Below are 13,584 nucleotides of genomic sequence, written 5' to 3' on the forward strand. Positions count from 1 at the left end.
AAAACTTAAAAAGAAAGAAATGCTATGAACTTAAAAGATTACATTGCAACCATTGAAAACTACCCTAAGGAAGGAATTGTCTTCCGTGATATCAGTCCCTTGATGGCTGATGGTAATGCCTACAGCTATGCTGTTCGTGAAATCGTCCAATACGCTACTGACAAAAAAATCGATATGATTGTTGGACCAGAAGCGCGTGGATTTATCGTTGGATGTCCAGTCGCTTTTGAATTGGGAATCGGTTTTGCGCCTGTTCGTAAACCTGGAAAACTACCACGTGAAGTTGTTTCAGCTGACTATGAAAAAGAATATGGTGTTGATACTTTGACTATGCACGCAGATGCTATCAAACCAGGACAACGTGTTCTGATCGTAGATGACCTCTTGGCAACAGGTGGTACTGTTAAGGCTACAATCGAAATGATTGAAAAATTGGGTGGAGTCGTAGCAGGTTGTGCCTTCTTGATCGAACTTGATGAGCTTAAAGGTCGTGAAGCTATCGGAGATTACGACTACAAGGTGCTTATGCATTATTAATGAAAAACAGTCCCTAGGGCTGTTTTCTCTTCATCTGATATAAAAAAAGGCTATATCTAGTTAGAGAAAAACTATAATTGAAAACTATATCTTCTTACAGTATAATAAAGGGAAGGACTTTCGTCAGCTGATTTTTTCATTTGATGACTGTATGTTCACTTGAGCCTAAACTTGATACAGTAAGGAGATTTCCATGCCGATTCGAATAGATAAAAAATTACCAGCAGTTGAGATTTTACGAACGGAAAATATTTTCGTCATGGATGACCAGCGGGCGGCTCATCAGGATATTCGACCACTGAAAATTCTGATTTTAAACTTGATGCCACAGAAGATGGTTACAGAAACTCAGCTTTTACGACATTTAGCTAATACTCCTTTGCAGTTAGATATTGATTTCTTATATATGGAAAGTCATCAGTCGAAAACAACTCGTTCTGAACATATGGAGACTTTTTATAAGACCTTCTCGGAAGTTCAAGACCAGTATTTTGATGGCTTGATTATCACAGGAGCACCAGTTGAGCATCTCCCTTTTGAAGAAGTGGACTATTGGGAGGAATTTACTCAGGTCATCGATTGGTCAAAGACTCATGTCTTTTCAACCCTGCATATTTGCTGGGGAGCACAGGCTGGCCTCTACTATCGTTACGGCGTAGATAAACACCAGATGGCTCAAAAACTTTCGGGAATTTATCCTCAGGATGTTTTAAAAGAAGGTCATCTTTTGCTGAGAGGTTTTGATGATTTGTATGTGTCTCCCCATTCTCGTCACACAGAAATTTTCAAAGAAGACATTGTAAATAAAACAAATTTAGAGATCTTAGCATCTGGAAAAGAAGTGGGAATCTCTATCCTTGCAAGCCGAGATTTAAGAGAAGTTTATAGCTTTGGGCATTTGGAGTATGATCGTGATACGCTAGCCAAGGAATATTTTAGAGATCTAGATGCTGGTTTAGATCCCCATATACCAGAAAATTATTTCAAGAATGATGACATCCATGAACTTCCTTGTATGCGTTGGAGTTCCTCAGCAGCTCTCTTTTTCAGTAACTGGGTAAATTATGCAGTTTACCAAGAAACGCCTTTTGAGTGGAAGAGTGCAGAAGAAGATGTGTCTCATTTTGGATATTTATAAGAGGAATTATGACATATTTAGATGCTTTCAAATCAGGGAATTTGGTGCTACCAAGTGATCTGCTCTTAAACTACAATCAACTTTTCTCATCAAGCGATGATTTCTTAGTTTGGCAATTCTTTTACCTACAAAATACAACAGCTTTAGGGGAATTGTCCCCAAGCCAGATTGCTGAGAAAATTGGCAAGCAAGTTTTTGAAGTCAATCAAGCGATTTCACGCCTGACAGAAAAAGGCTTACTCCAATATCGTACGATTGAACTCAATGGAGAAATAGAAGTTATTTTTGATGCGACTTTGGCTTTAGAGCGCTTAGACCAACTTTTTGAAAAGCAAGAACCAAACCAAGCGCTACCCGTTAAAAATGATTTGAAAAACTTGGTGGAAACCTTCCAACAAGAACTAGGGCGTCTCTTGAGTCCTTTTGAGATCGAAGATTTAGAAAAGAGTTTGAAAGAAGACGGAACCAGTGCGGACTTGATCAAAGAGGCTCTACGTGAGGCCGTTTTGAATGGAAAACCAAATTGGAAGTATATCCAAGCTATCCTACGAAACTGGCGTCATGAAGGCATTAAGAGTGTAGTTCAGGTAGAGGCGAAGCGTCAGGAGAGAGAAGCGACTAATCCTCAAAATGTTCAAGTTTCTGCAGATTTTCAAAATGCTATGGATCTTTGGAAAGATTAATTTTAAATATTGATAATAGAAAAATGCCTACAGGCTAGAAAGAAAATCTAGCTTGTGGGCATTTTTTGTGTGTTTTATACTCAATGAAAATCAAAGAGCAAACTAGGAAGCGAGCCGCAGGTTGCTCAAAGCACTGCTTTGAGGTTGTAGATGGAGGCTGACGTGGTTTGAAGAGATTTTCGAAGAGTATTAATTGATTAGTTAGCCAGTCCCCAGACGCTAAGAGAGCGTTCTGTAACTGGGAAATCTCCATAACCTTCAGCATTGATGGTTACTTGGTCAGGATGGTTACCAAGCAAATCAACAAAGGTTTGGTCAGCCCATTCTTGACCGACAAACATGGTTTTAGAGTTTGCTTGGGCATTAGAAATCACGATGGCAAGTGGTGATTGATTTTCAGCTCCTGAACGGACCCAACCGATACAATTAGGGTCATCAAAGTAGTCCGTTTGCTCTCCATAAGCCAACTCTTTTCGAATAGCTAGCAAACGGTCAAGAACATCTTTGAAATCTTGCTGAGCATATTGACCAGAAATACCGTAGTAGTCTCCGTAAAATACACATGGAAGCCCTTCTTGACGTAGGAGAATAAGAGCGTAGGCTGCTGGTTTAAACCATTCTTCAACAGTGGATTCAAGAGCTTGGCCACGTTGAGTATCATGGTTATCGACAAAGGTTACAGCTCGGTCTGGATTGAGTTGAACTAGACTATCCTCAAAGATGCTTGTCAAATCATAGTCTTCTCCAGATTTGCTTGCTTCAAAGAGATTTTGGTGAAGGCGAACATCGACAAGATCAAAGCGTTCTTCAATCTTTTCAAGGTAATCCAGATTTGCTTCCTTATCTGGATTCCAGAATTCTCCAAAGACATAGAAATCTTGGCCATATTTTTCTTTGATATCGCGAATGAAGTTGCGCATAAAGAAAGAGTCAATGTGTTTAACTGCATCTAAACGGAAACCAGCTACACCAGTTGTTTCCATAAACCAATCTGCCCAATCGTAGATATTTTTTATCACTTCAGGATGTTTGAAATCTAGATCGGCATACATGAGATAGTCGTAATTGCCATTCTCATTGTCGACTAATTCTTCATGAGCCCAGCCTTTGTTGTCTCCCTGTATCAGATAGATCCCAGATTTACGGCGTTTGGCATCATAGTCAGTTCCAGTAAAGTGGTACCAGTGCCAGTGGAAGTCATTGTAGGTGTTTTGTCGTCCGTCAAAGGTAAAACCAGTCCAGCCATTGATGGTAAAAGGTTCTCCTAGTTCCACAGTTCGATCTTCGGGATCCACTTCTATCACTTGGAAAGATTCTAAATGGTCAGCGGCTGCCTTATGATTTAAGACGATATCAGCCATTGGTTGAATCCCATGAGATTTTAAAGTTTGGATGGCATGAAGATAGTCTTCTTTAAAACCATATTTGGTACGTACAGTACCCTTCTGATTAAATTCTCCAAGGTCAAATAGGTCATAGACGCCATAACCAACATCCTTTTCATTTGTTGCTTTAAAAGCAGGTGGCATCCAAATGTGACTAATACCTAAGTTGGCTAGGTGTTCAGCGTCGTCAGCTAGGCGTGTCCAGTGCTGACCGTCGTGGGGGAGATACCACTCAAAATATTGCATTAGGGTTTGATTTTCCATAGTTGATCCTCTTACTTACAGTGATGAGAATTATTGTAGCATAAAGCTAAAGAATATGCAAACGTTTGCGTTATAATTAAACTCTTTGAATTTTATGTCTATTTTTCAACTGGAAGTGTTGAAATACTATAAAAGAAAAATAATAGGACTAATGGGAGGAAAAATTCTCTCAGATAGGGCAAGATGATGGATGAATCAATAGTTTCTATTTTGTGAATTGTCACAAAATTTGTTATAATAGTATTTATGAATAAAGTATTCGTCAGTAGACGTGTTGAAAAAAAACTAAACCAAGGTCTAGTACTTTTGGAGGAAATTGATTTTCCAGAACTATCTGAAACTGATCAGGAAGTCGAGTTATTTAGTCAAAGCAAGCAGTTTTTGGGCAAGGCTTATTTATCTCGTCAAAATAAGGGGATTGGTTGGTTTGTAACGAACCAGAAGCTTTCTTTTAACCAAAAATTCTTTGAAAGTTTGTTTGAAAAAGCCAAACAAAAACGTTCTTCTTACTATCAAAATGAGTTGACAACTGCCTTCCGTTTGTTTAATCAAGAAGGCGATGGCTTTGGTGGAATGACTTTGGATCTCTATGGAGATTATGTTGTTTTCTCCTGGTATAATTCCTATATCTATGGACTTCGCCAAGAGATCTTAGCAGCCTTTGTTCAGGTTTTCCCTGAAGTCTTAGGTGCCTATGAAAAGATTCGTTTTAAAGGTCTAGACTATGAGTCTGCCCATATCTATGGTCAAGAAGCACCAGAAAATTTTACAGTTCTTGAGAATGGAGTTCTCTATCAAGTCTTTATGAATGACGGTCTTATGACAGGCATCTTCTTGGACCAACATGAAGTGCGTGGTAGCTTGGTTGATGGTTTAGCTATGGGAAAATCCTTGCTTAATATGTTTTCCTACACAGCAGCTTTCTCAGTTGCTGCAGCAATGGGAGGCGCTAGTGAAACAACCTCTGTAGATCTAGCTAAACGTTCCAGAGAACTGTCAGAAGCTCATTTTCATGTCAATGGACTCAGTCTTGACAATCATCGTTTCATTGTTATGGATGTCTTTGAATACTTTAAATACGCTAAACGTAAAGGCTTATCTTATGATGTGATTGTTCTAGATCCACCTAGCTTTGCCCGTAATAAAAAGCAAACTTTCTCTGTAGCTAAGGACTATCACAAGTTGATTTCCCAGAGTTTAGAGATTTTAAATCCGGGAGGTATGATCATTGCTAGCACCAATGCTGCCAATGTTTCCCGTCAAAAATTTATAGAACAAATCGACAAAGGATTTGCAGGAAGTAAGTACCAGGTTCTTAATAAATATGGACTTCCAGCAGACTTTGTCTACAATGAAAAAGATGAAAGTAGTAATTACCTTAAGGTGATTAGCATGAAGGTAACTAAATGAAATTAGTCGTTTCAGTAATGCCAAAGAGTTTAGAAGAGGCGCAAGGAATCGATGCCATGCGGTATATCGATGCTGATATCATTGAGTGGCGTGCCGACTTCCTACCAAAGGAAGCTATTTTACAGGTAGCTCCAGCTATTTTTGAAAAATTTGCAGGTCGCGAACTCCTCTTCACCCTACGTACTCGTGCTGAGGGAGGCGAGATCGATTTGGATTCGGCAGAGTATGTACAAATTATCAAAGATGTAGCTCAACTCTATCAACCTGAATATATCGATTTTGAGTATTTCTCCCATAAGGATGTTTTTGAAGAGATGCTTGATTTTCCAAATCTAGTCTTGAGTTATCATAATTTCCAAGAAACTCCAGAGAATATGATGGAAATCTTATCCGAACTAACCAGCCTAACGCCAAAAGTGGTTAAAGTATCGGTTATGGCTCATACAGAACAAGATGTATTGGACCTTATGAACTTTACGCGTGGCTTTAAAACACTGAACCCAGAACAAGAATATGTGACGATTTCTATGGGGAAAGTGGGTAAGGTTTCTCGTATCACATCAGATGTAACGGGTTCTAGCTGGTCTTTTGCAAGTCTGGACGAAGCCAGTGCTCCAGGACAGATTTCACTTTCTAGCATGAAAAAAATTCGGGAGATACTAAATGAAGATTGATGGCTACACACGTTTAGCAGCTGTAGTCGCCAATCCTATCAAACACTCCATTTCACCCTTCATTCACAACAGAGCTTTTGAGGCAACCAATACCAATGGGGTTTATCTTGCTTGGGAAGTAGAAGCGACTGACTTGGCAGAAACAGTTGCCAACATTCGTCGTTACCAGATGTTTGGAATCAATCTTTCTATGCCCTACAAGGAGCAGGTGATTCCTTATTTGGATCAATTGAGTGAAGAAGCTCGTGTGATTGGTGCTGTCAATACAGTGGTGAATCGAGCTGGAACTTTAATCGGATATAACACAGATGGCAAGGGATTCTTTAAGAGCTTGCCTTCTTTTAAAATATCTGGGAAAAGAATGGTCTTGTTAGGAGCAGGCGGTGCAGCCAAGGCAATTTTGGCGCAGGCAATCTTGGATGGAGTCAGTCAGGTTTCTGTCTTTGTTCGTTCGGGTTCAATAGAAAAAACAAGACCTTACTTAGAAAAATTACAAAATGAAACAGGGTTTAAAGTAGATTTATTTGCTTTAGAAGATGTTCAAGAGCTTCAAGACAACATAACTCAAGCTGACCTCTTGGTCAATGCGACTAGTGTTGGTATGGATGGAGTATCTCTGCCAATCCCAACAAGTGTCCTTTTACCAGAGAAGCTTTTAGTAACTGATGTGATTTATCAACCCTTTGAGACACCATTTTTAAAGTGGGCAAGCAACCAGGGCAATCAAGCTATCAATGGTCTTGGCATGTTGCTTTACCAAGCAGCTGAAGCTTTTCAGTTATGGACAGGTAAGGAAATGCCAACAGATCAAATCTGGGAATTACTAAAACAAAAGTATCAAAAATGAAAAAAGGAGACCTGCTATGAAAATCAGAATAGACCTTCCACATCATCCTTACGATATTCAGATTGAAAAAGGATGCTTATCTCAAGCAGGAAAATGGTTGAGAGACCTTTGGCAACCGCAAAAAGTCGTTATCATTACGGATAACCGTGTGGCTTCACTCTATGCAGAAAAGGTTAAATTGAGCTTAGAGGGTGCTGGTTTTCAAGTGGCAGTTTTTGACTTTTTAGAGGGCGAAGAACGAAAAAATCTGACTACAGTGCAGAAAGTCTATGATTTTTTAGTTAAACAAGGTTTAACTCGAAGTGATGGCATCGTTGCGCTCGGTGGTGGAGTGGTCGGAGACTTAGCTGGATTTGTAGCCTCTACCTATATGCGAGGAATTCATTTCGTTCAAATTCCAACTAGTTTAACTGCCCAGGTTGATTCTTCAATCGGTGGTAAGACAGGAGTGAATACTCCTTTTGCCAAAAATATGGTGGGGACATTTGCTCAACCAGATGGTGTTTTGATTGATCCGCTTGTCCTTGAGACCTTAGGTAAGAGAGAATTGATTGAGGGAATGGGTGAAGTCATCAAGTATGGCTTAATTAAAGATCCAGAACTCTGGGACTTGTTATCTGAAATGGATGGTTCTGTGGAAAGCATATTGGAACATTCCGAGAGTTTGATTGAGCATTCTTGCCAGGTCAAGCGCAAGATGGTAGTTGAGGACGAATTGGACAATGGCATTCGTTTATATCTCAACTTTGGTCATACAATCGGCCATGCTATTGAAGCAACTGCTGGTTATGGACGTGTCATGCATGGTGAGGCAGTAGCGATGGGAATGGTTCAGGTCTCGAAAGTAGCCGAACAAAAAGGACTCATGCCAGTGGGAATCACTCAGTCAATCAGAGAAATGTGTCAGAAATTTGGGCTTCCTGTTGATTATGAAAACTGGGATGTTGATAAGCTGTATCAGGCTTTGACTCATGATAAAAAAGCGCGTGGCAACACTATGAAATTAGTCTTGGTACCAGAACTTGGTTCAGCAATGATTCACCCAGTTTCTCTCGAAGAAATGAAAGATTACTTGGTAAAATAAGGAGAATGTATGAGATATTTAACAGCAGGAGAATCACACGGTCCTCGTCTGACAGCAATTATTGAAGGAATCCCAGCAGGCCTTCCTTTGACTGCCGAGGATATCAATGAGGATCTCAAACGTCGTCAAGGTGGCTACGGCCGTGGTGGTCGCATGAAGATTGAGAGTGATCAGGTTGTCTTTACTTCTGGTGTTCGCCACGGGAAGACGACAGGGGCTCCCATTACCATGGATGTCATTAACAAAGACCACCAAAAATGGCTAGATATCATGTCTGCCGAGGATATTGAAGATAAACTTAAAAGTAAACGAAAAATCACACATCCTCGTCCAGGTCACGCAGACTTGGTTGGGGGCATCAAATACCGCTTTGATGATTTGCGAAATTCCCTGGAACGTTCATCTGCCCGAGAAACGACTATGCGAGTAGCAGTTGGGGCTGTGGCCAAGCGTTTATTGGCTGAGCTTGATATCGAAATTGCTAACCATGTTGTTGTTTTTGGTGGCAAAGAAATTGATGTTCCAGAAAACTTAACAGTCGCAGAGATTAAGAAACTAGCTGCCCAGTCAGAAGTTTCTATCGTTAACCAAGAACGTGAGCAGGAGATCAAGGACTATATTGACCAGATCAAACGTGATGGAGATACCATCGGTGGTGTTGTCGAAACGGTTGTCGGTGGTGTTCCAGTTGGTCTGGGTTCTTATGTTCAATGGGATCGCAAACTAGATGCAAGACTAGCTCAAGCGGTTGTCTCAATCAATGCCTTTAAGGGTGTGGAGTTTGGACTAGGCTTTAAAGCAGGTTATCTCAAGGGTAGCCAAGTCATGGATGAAATTCTCTGGTCACCAGAAGATGGCTACACTCGTCGGACCAATAACCTTGGAGGTTTCGAAGGTGGTATGACCAATGGTCAACCGATTATTGTTCGTGGGGTCATGAAACCAATTCCGACTCTCTATAAGCCATTAATGAGTGTCGATATTGAAACCCATGAGCCTTATAAGGCAACGGTGGAGAGAAGTGATCCAACTGCTCTTCCAGCGGCAGGTGTTGTTATGGAAGCAGCCGTAGCAACGGTCTTAGCCCAAGAAATTCTAGAGAAATTCTCTTCTGATAATCTGGAGGAATTAAAAGAAGCTGTTGCTAAACATCGGGAGTATACAAAGAATTATTAAGGAGTTCTTATGGCTAAAACCATCTATATCGCAGGATTGGGTTTGATTGGTGCTTCCATGGCACTTGGAATCAAGCGGGATCATCCTGATTATGAAATTTTAGGATACAATCGCAGTCAGGCATCTAGAGATATTGCCTTGGAGCGAGGAATGATTGATCGTGCGACGGATGATTTTGCCAGTTTTGCTCCACTTGCAGATGTCATCATTCTTACCTTGCCAATCAAGCAAACCATTGCTTTTTTACAAGAATTGGCAACTTTGGAACTAAAAGAAGGTGTCATTATTTCTGATGCTGGATCGACCAAGTCAGCTATCGTGGCTACAGCTGAGAACTGTTTTGCTGATAAGCCTGTTCGCTTTGTAGGGGCTCATCCTATGGCAGGGAGTCATAAGACAGGAGCGGCTTCTGCCGATGTTAATCTTTTTGAAAATGCCTACTATATCTTCACACCTTCGAGCCTAACGACTCCAGACACGCTTGAAGAAATGAAAGATTTGCTGTCAGGTCTGCACGCTCGTTTCATTGAAATCGATGCTGAAGAGCATGACAGAGTGACTTCTCAGATCAGTCATTTTCCGCATATCTTAGCATCAGGATTGATGGAACAAACTGCTAGTTATGCTGAAGAGCATGAGATGGCTCGACGCTTTGCGGCAGGTGGTTTTCGGGATATGACTCGGATTGCTGAAAGTGAGCCAGGCATGTGGACTTCTATCCTTTTATCCAATCGAGAGACCATTATTGAACGTATCGAAGATTTCAAGCGACGTTTGGACGAGGTTGGACAAGCTATTAGTAAGGGTGACGAAAACCAAATTTGGAACTTTTTCAATCAAGCGCGTGAACAACGCCAAGCTATGGAAATCCATAAACGTGGAGGAGTAGATAGCTCATTTGACCTCTATGTAGACGTTCCCGATGAGGAAGATGTTATCTTGCGCATCTTGGAATTGCTAAGAGGAACTTCCTTGGTCAATATCCATATCAATGAGGAAAACCGTGAAGATATTCACGGTATTCTGCAAATTTCCTTTAAGAATGCTCAGGATTTAAAACGTGCTGAGCAAGTCATTACAGAAAATACAAATTACACAGTCGTTATTAAATAAGGAGGACAATTATGTCAAATATTTATGATAGTGCAAACGAACTTAGTCGTGGACTACGCGAATTGCCTGAATACAAGGCGGTTAAGGAAGCTAGAGATGCTATCCAAGCCGATGCAGAAGCTAGCAAGATTTTTGCGGATTATGTTGCTTTTCAGCATGAAATCCAAGTGATGGCCCAAACTGGTCAAATGCCCGACGCTTCTTTCCAAGAAAAAATGGAAAGCTTTGGTAAGCAGATTCAAGGCAACTCTCTTTTATCAGCTTTCTTTGCCAAACAGCAACAACTTTCTATCTACCTTTCTGATATTGAAAAAATTGTTTTTGAACCAATTTCAGAACTTTTAAAATAATAATTTACCTCATAAAGTCAGGAATTTTTAAGAAATTTCTGACTTTTTATGATAAAATAAGAAAAAGTATTGTCAGTATGAGGTCTAGTATGAAGTTAAAAACAAACATTAACCATTTGAATGGTAGTATTCGAGTACCAGGGGATAAGTCTATCAGTCATCGCTCTATCATTTTTGGAAGCTTGGCTGAAGGTGAGACTAAGGTTTATGATATCTTACGTGGTGAAGATGTTTTGTCAACCATGCAAGTTTTTCGTGACCTCGGTGTTGAGATAGAGGACAAAGACGGTATCGTTACCATTCAAGGTGTTGGGATGGATGGATTGGAAGCCCCTCGGAATGCTCTCGATATGGGGAATTCTGGGACCTCTATTCGTTTGATTTCAGGCGTCCTTGCAGGTGCAGACTTTGAAGTAGAGATGTTTGGAGATGACAGTCTTTCTAAACGCCCTATGGACCGTGTGACCCTTCCTTTGAAAAAAATGGGAGTTAGCATTTCTGGTCAGACAGAGCGAGACTTGCCACCTTTGCACTTAAAAGGAACAAAAAACTTAACACCTATTCATTATGAATTGCCGATTGCCTCTGCTCAAGTTAAATCAGCCTTGATTTTTGCGGCTTTGCAGGCTCAAGGTCAGTCTGTCATCATTGAGAAGGAGTGCACTCGTAATCATACAGAAGATATGCTGCGTCAATTTGGTGGAGACTTGAGTGTTGATGGTAAGAAAATCACAGTCCAAGGGCCACAGAAACTAAGTGGGCAAACTGTTGTCGTACCTGGAGATATTTCTAGTGCAGCCTTTTGGTTAGTCGCAGGTTTGATTGTTCCAAATTCTCGTGTGGTGCTTAAGAATGTTGGTATTAATGAAACACGTACAGGTATCATCGATGTTATCCGTGCTATGGGTGGGAAATTGAACATTACTGATATTGATTCAATTGCCAAGTCTGCAACTTTGACTGTTGAAACTTCAGATTTGAAGGGAACAGAGATTGGCGGAGCCTTGATTCCACGTTTAATTGATGAATTGCCGATTATCGCTCTCCTTGCTACCCAAGCTCAAGGTCAAACGGTCATCAAAGATGCAGAGGAACTCAAGGTTAAAGAAACCGACCGCATTCAAGTTGTTGCTGATGCCTTAAATAGCATGGGAGCAACTATCACCCCTACAGCAGACGGAATGATTATCAAGGGGAAATCTGCCCTCCATGGAGCCAGAGTCAATACCTTTGGTGACCACCGTATCGGCATGATGACAGCCATTGCAGCGCTTTTTGTGGCAGATGGGGAGGTTGAATTGGATCGTGCAGAAGCTATTAATACTAGCTACCCAAGCTTCTTTGATGATTTGGAGACCTTGATTCATGGCTAAGGTTTTACTAGGTTTTATGGGTGCAGGAAAATCTACGATTGCTAGAGGATTAGATTCTGACTTTGTAGACATGGATGCCTTGCTTGAAGAACGCTTGGGGATGCCGATTGCTCGTTTCTTTGAAGAAAAAGGAGAAGCAGCCTTCCGTCAGATAGAAGAAGAAGTTTTGGCTGACCTACTAAAAACGGACCAAGTCGTGTCTACTGGTGGTGGAGTAGTTATTTCTCCTCGTAATCGTGACTTGCTCAAGCAAAATCCAGAGAACATCTATCTTAAAGCAGATTTTGAGACCCTTTACCAACGAATTTCAGCTGATAAGGACAATCAACGCCCACTATTTCTGAACAATAGCAAGGAAAATTTGGCTGTAATTTTTAATGAAAGACAGGCTTGGTATGAGGAAGTGGCTAGTAAGGTTATCGATGTGTCCAAGCTAAGCCCAGAGGAAATTATAGAGGAATTGACATGAAAATTGCCTATCTAGGTCCCAAAGGATCTTTTTCGCACCATGTGGTGCAAACGGCTTTTCCTCATGAGGAACTGGAGCCATTTTCAAATATTACAGACGTTATCAAGGCCTATGAACAGGGATTGGTAGACTATTCAGTAGTGCCGGTTGAAAATTCCATTGAAGGTAGTGTTCATGAGACTCTGGACTATCTTTTCCACCAGGCTCGCATTCAAGCTGTGGCAGAGATCGTTCAGCCAATCCATCAACAGTTGATGGCAGTGCCAGGGCAATCTAAAATTGAGAAAATCTTTTCTCACCCACAAGCATTGGCACAAGGGAAGAAATTTATTGACGAGCATTATCCAGATGCGCAACTAGAAGTCACTGCCAGTACAGCCTACGCTGCGCGCTATGTTTCTGAGCATCCTGATCAACCATTTGCGGCGATTGCCCCAAGAAGTTCTGCAGAGGAATATGGGCTAGAACTGATCGCTCAAGATATTCAAGAAATGGAAGCCAATTTTACTCGTTTTTGGGTTTTGGGACCTAAATTACCACAAATCCCCTTGAGTCCAGGTTCTGAAAAGATGAGTCTAGCTTTGACCTTGCCAGATAATCTTCCAGGTGCATTATACAAAGCACTTTCTACCTTTGCATGGCGCGGGATTGACTTGACTAAAATTGAGAGTCGTCCCCTAAAAACAGCCTTGGGCGAATACTTTTTTATCATTGATGTCGCTTATACTGATAAGGAACTGGTCCATTTTGCTCAAAAAGAACTAGAAACGATTGGAATCCAGTATAAAGTACTAGGTGCTTATCCTATCTATACCATACAGGATAAAGGAAAGGAGAAGGAATGACTAGAGAGAATCCTTTGACACACCATGAAAAACTGAGATATGACTATCTTTTGAAAAATATTCATTATTTGAATGAAAAAGAAAAGAGAGAATTTGACTTTTTACATGCTAAGTTAGAAGGTCAAAAAGGTTCAGCTGAAGTTTTCAATCCAGAAGCCAAAGAACAACTTCTTTCAGATTCTGGTATCGACCTACCAACCTATGCTAATCGTAGCCGTTCTAGTCGCCGTAGTGGC

14 protein-coding genes and 1 pseudogene are annotated in these 13,584 nt (G+C 40.8%); 14 read left to right on the forward strand and 1 reads right to left on the reverse strand.

From position 1 onward, the window contains the following. Positions 1–24: 24 nt before the first annotated feature. The 3 genes from ADH81_RS06925 to ADH81_RS06935 all read left to right on the forward strand — a co-directional run bounded on the left by ADH81_RS06925 (position 25) and on the right by ADH81_RS06935 (position 2,358). Positions 25–537, forward strand: a complete 513-nt coding sequence (locus ADH81_RS06925) for an adenine phosphoribosyltransferase (protein ID WP_049527563.1) — start codon at positions 25–27, stop codon at positions 535–537. Positions 538–730: 193 nt separating this feature from the next. Beyond that, complete coding sequence (gene metA / locus ADH81_RS06930; protein ID WP_049527566.1) at positions 731–1,675, forward strand: homoserine O-acetyltransferase MetA; 945 nt, start codon at positions 731–733, stop codon at positions 1,673–1,675. 8 nt (positions 1,676–1,683) lie between these two features. Then, entirely contained in the window at positions 1,684–2,358 is a 675-nt protein-coding gene (locus tag ADH81_RS06935) for a DnaD domain-containing protein (protein WP_049527567.1), read from the forward strand. Positions 2,359–2,555: 197 nt separating this feature from the next. Here the strand turns inward: ADH81_RS06935 and ADH81_RS06940 are convergent, their stop codons facing one another. Beyond that, on the reverse strand, positions 2,556–4,007 hold the full coding sequence (locus ADH81_RS06940; RefSeq protein WP_049527569.1) for an alpha-amylase: 1,452 nt from the start codon (positions 4,005–4,007) through the stop codon (positions 2,556–2,558). 246 nt (positions 4,008–4,253) lie between these two features. Here ADH81_RS06940 and ADH81_RS06945 point away from each other — a divergent pair, with 246 nt between their 5' ends. From ADH81_RS06945 to ADH81_RS06995, 11 genes and pseudogenes are all read left to right on the forward strand, one after another. Beyond that, positions 4,254–5,417, forward strand: a complete 1,164-nt coding sequence (locus ADH81_RS06945) for a class I SAM-dependent rRNA methyltransferase (RefSeq protein WP_049527572.1) — start codon at positions 4,254–4,256, stop codon at positions 5,415–5,417. Next, positions 5,414–6,091, forward strand: a complete 678-nt coding sequence (gene aroD / locus ADH81_RS06950; protein ID WP_049508709.1) for a type I 3-dehydroquinate dehydratase — start codon at positions 5,414–5,416, stop codon at positions 6,089–6,091. The genes ADH81_RS06945 and aroD overlap by 4 nt, the downstream gene beginning before the upstream one ends. After that, positions 6,081–6,938 (forward strand): shikimate dehydrogenase, encoded by an 858-nt coding sequence (locus tag ADH81_RS06955; protein WP_049527575.1) that lies wholly within the window; start codon positions 6,081–6,083, stop codon positions 6,936–6,938. The genes aroD and ADH81_RS06955 overlap by 11 nt, the downstream gene beginning before the upstream one ends. A 16-nt stretch (positions 6,939–6,954) precedes the next feature. After that, entirely contained in the window at positions 6,955–8,022 is a 1,068-nt protein-coding gene (gene aroB / locus ADH81_RS06960) for a 3-dehydroquinate synthase (protein WP_049527576.1), read from the forward strand. 9 nt (positions 8,023–8,031) lie between these two features. Next, positions 8,032–9,198 (forward strand): chorismate synthase, encoded by a 1,167-nt coding sequence (gene aroC / locus ADH81_RS06965; RefSeq protein ID WP_049527579.1) that lies wholly within the window; start codon positions 8,032–8,034, stop codon positions 9,196–9,198. A gap of 9 nt (positions 9,199–9,207) precedes the next feature. Beyond that, positions 9,208–10,311: a prephenate dehydrogenase gene (locus ADH81_RS06970; RefSeq protein ID WP_049527580.1), complete on the forward strand. Its 1,104-nt coding sequence runs from the start codon at positions 9,208–9,210 to the stop codon at positions 10,309–10,311. An 11-nt stretch (positions 10,312–10,322) separates the two neighbouring features. Continuing rightward, a complete protein-coding gene (locus ADH81_RS06975; RefSeq protein ID WP_049527582.1) occupies positions 10,323–10,661 on the forward strand; it encodes a YlbF/YmcA family competence regulator in 339 nt (112 codons plus the stop codon). 89 nt (positions 10,662–10,750) lie between these two features. Then, complete coding sequence (gene aroA, locus ADH81_RS06980) at positions 10,751–12,034, forward strand: 3-phosphoshikimate 1-carboxyvinyltransferase (RefSeq protein WP_049527585.1); 1,284 nt, start codon at positions 10,751–10,753, stop codon at positions 12,032–12,034. Further along, positions 12,027–12,503 carry a shikimate kinase gene (locus ADH81_RS06985; RefSeq protein WP_049527590.1) on the forward strand — a complete coding sequence of 159 codons (477 nt, stop codon included), beginning with the start codon at positions 12,027–12,029 and terminating at the stop codon, positions 12,501–12,503. Before aroA ends, ADH81_RS06985 begins: the two co-directional genes overlap by 8 nt. Further along, positions 12,500–13,348, forward strand: coding sequence for a prephenate dehydratase (gene pheA, locus ADH81_RS06990; protein WP_049527592.1), 849 nt, complete (start codon positions 12,500–12,502; stop codon positions 13,346–13,348). Before ADH81_RS06985 ends, pheA begins: the two co-directional genes overlap by 4 nt. Continuing rightward, positions 13,345–13,584, forward strand: a pseudogene (locus ADH81_RS06995) (LytR family transcriptional regulator); the annotation flags it as partial. The gene pheA and the pseudogene ADH81_RS06995, both read left to right, overlap by 4 nt.

It is taken from the genome of Streptococcus pseudopneumoniae, assembly GCF_001072925.1.
Classification (GTDB): Bacteria; Bacillota; Bacilli; order Lactobacillales; family Streptococcaceae; genus Streptococcus; species Streptococcus pseudopneumoniae_Q.

Bases quoted from the DNA above. Each gene is read 5' to 3' on its own strand.
- ADH81_RS06925 (WP_049527563.1), top strand. From the start codon at position 25: ATGAACTTAAAAGATTACATTGCAACCATTGAAAACTACCCTAAGGAA.
- metA (WP_049527566.1), top strand. From the start codon at position 731: ATGCCGATTCGAATAGATAAAAAATTACCAGCAGTTGAGATTTTACGA.
- ADH81_RS06935 (WP_049527567.1), top strand. From the start codon at position 1,684: ATGACATATTTAGATGCTTTCAAATCAGGGAATTTGGTGCTACCAAGT.
- ADH81_RS06940 (WP_049527569.1), bottom strand. From the start codon at position 4,007: ATGGAAAATCAAACCCTAATGCAATATTTTGAGTGGTATCTCCCCCAC.
- ADH81_RS06945 (WP_049527572.1), top strand. From the start codon at position 4,254: ATGAATAAAGTATTCGTCAGTAGACGTGTTGAAAAAAAACTAAACCAA.
- aroD (WP_049508709.1), top strand. From the start codon at position 5,414: ATGAAATTAGTCGTTTCAGTAATGCCAAAGAGTTTAGAAGAGGCGCAA.
- ADH81_RS06955 (WP_049527575.1), top strand. From the start codon at position 6,081: ATGAAGATTGATGGCTACACACGTTTAGCAGCTGTAGTCGCCAATCCT.
- aroB (WP_049527576.1), top strand. From the start codon at position 6,955: ATGAAAATCAGAATAGACCTTCCACATCATCCTTACGATATTCAGATT.
- aroC (WP_049527579.1), top strand. From the start codon at position 8,032: ATGAGATATTTAACAGCAGGAGAATCACACGGTCCTCGTCTGACAGCA.
- ADH81_RS06970 (WP_049527580.1), top strand. From the start codon at position 9,208: ATGGCTAAAACCATCTATATCGCAGGATTGGGTTTGATTGGTGCTTCC.
- ADH81_RS06975 (WP_049527582.1), top strand. From the start codon at position 10,323: ATGTCAAATATTTATGATAGTGCAAACGAACTTAGTCGTGGACTACGC.
- aroA (WP_049527585.1), top strand. From the start codon at position 10,751: ATGAAGTTAAAAACAAACATTAACCATTTGAATGGTAGTATTCGAGTA.
- ADH81_RS06985 (WP_049527590.1), top strand. From the start codon at position 12,027: ATGGCTAAGGTTTTACTAGGTTTTATGGGTGCAGGAAAATCTACGATT.
- pheA (WP_049527592.1), top strand. From the start codon at position 12,500: ATGAAAATTGCCTATCTAGGTCCCAAAGGATCTTTTTCGCACCATGTG.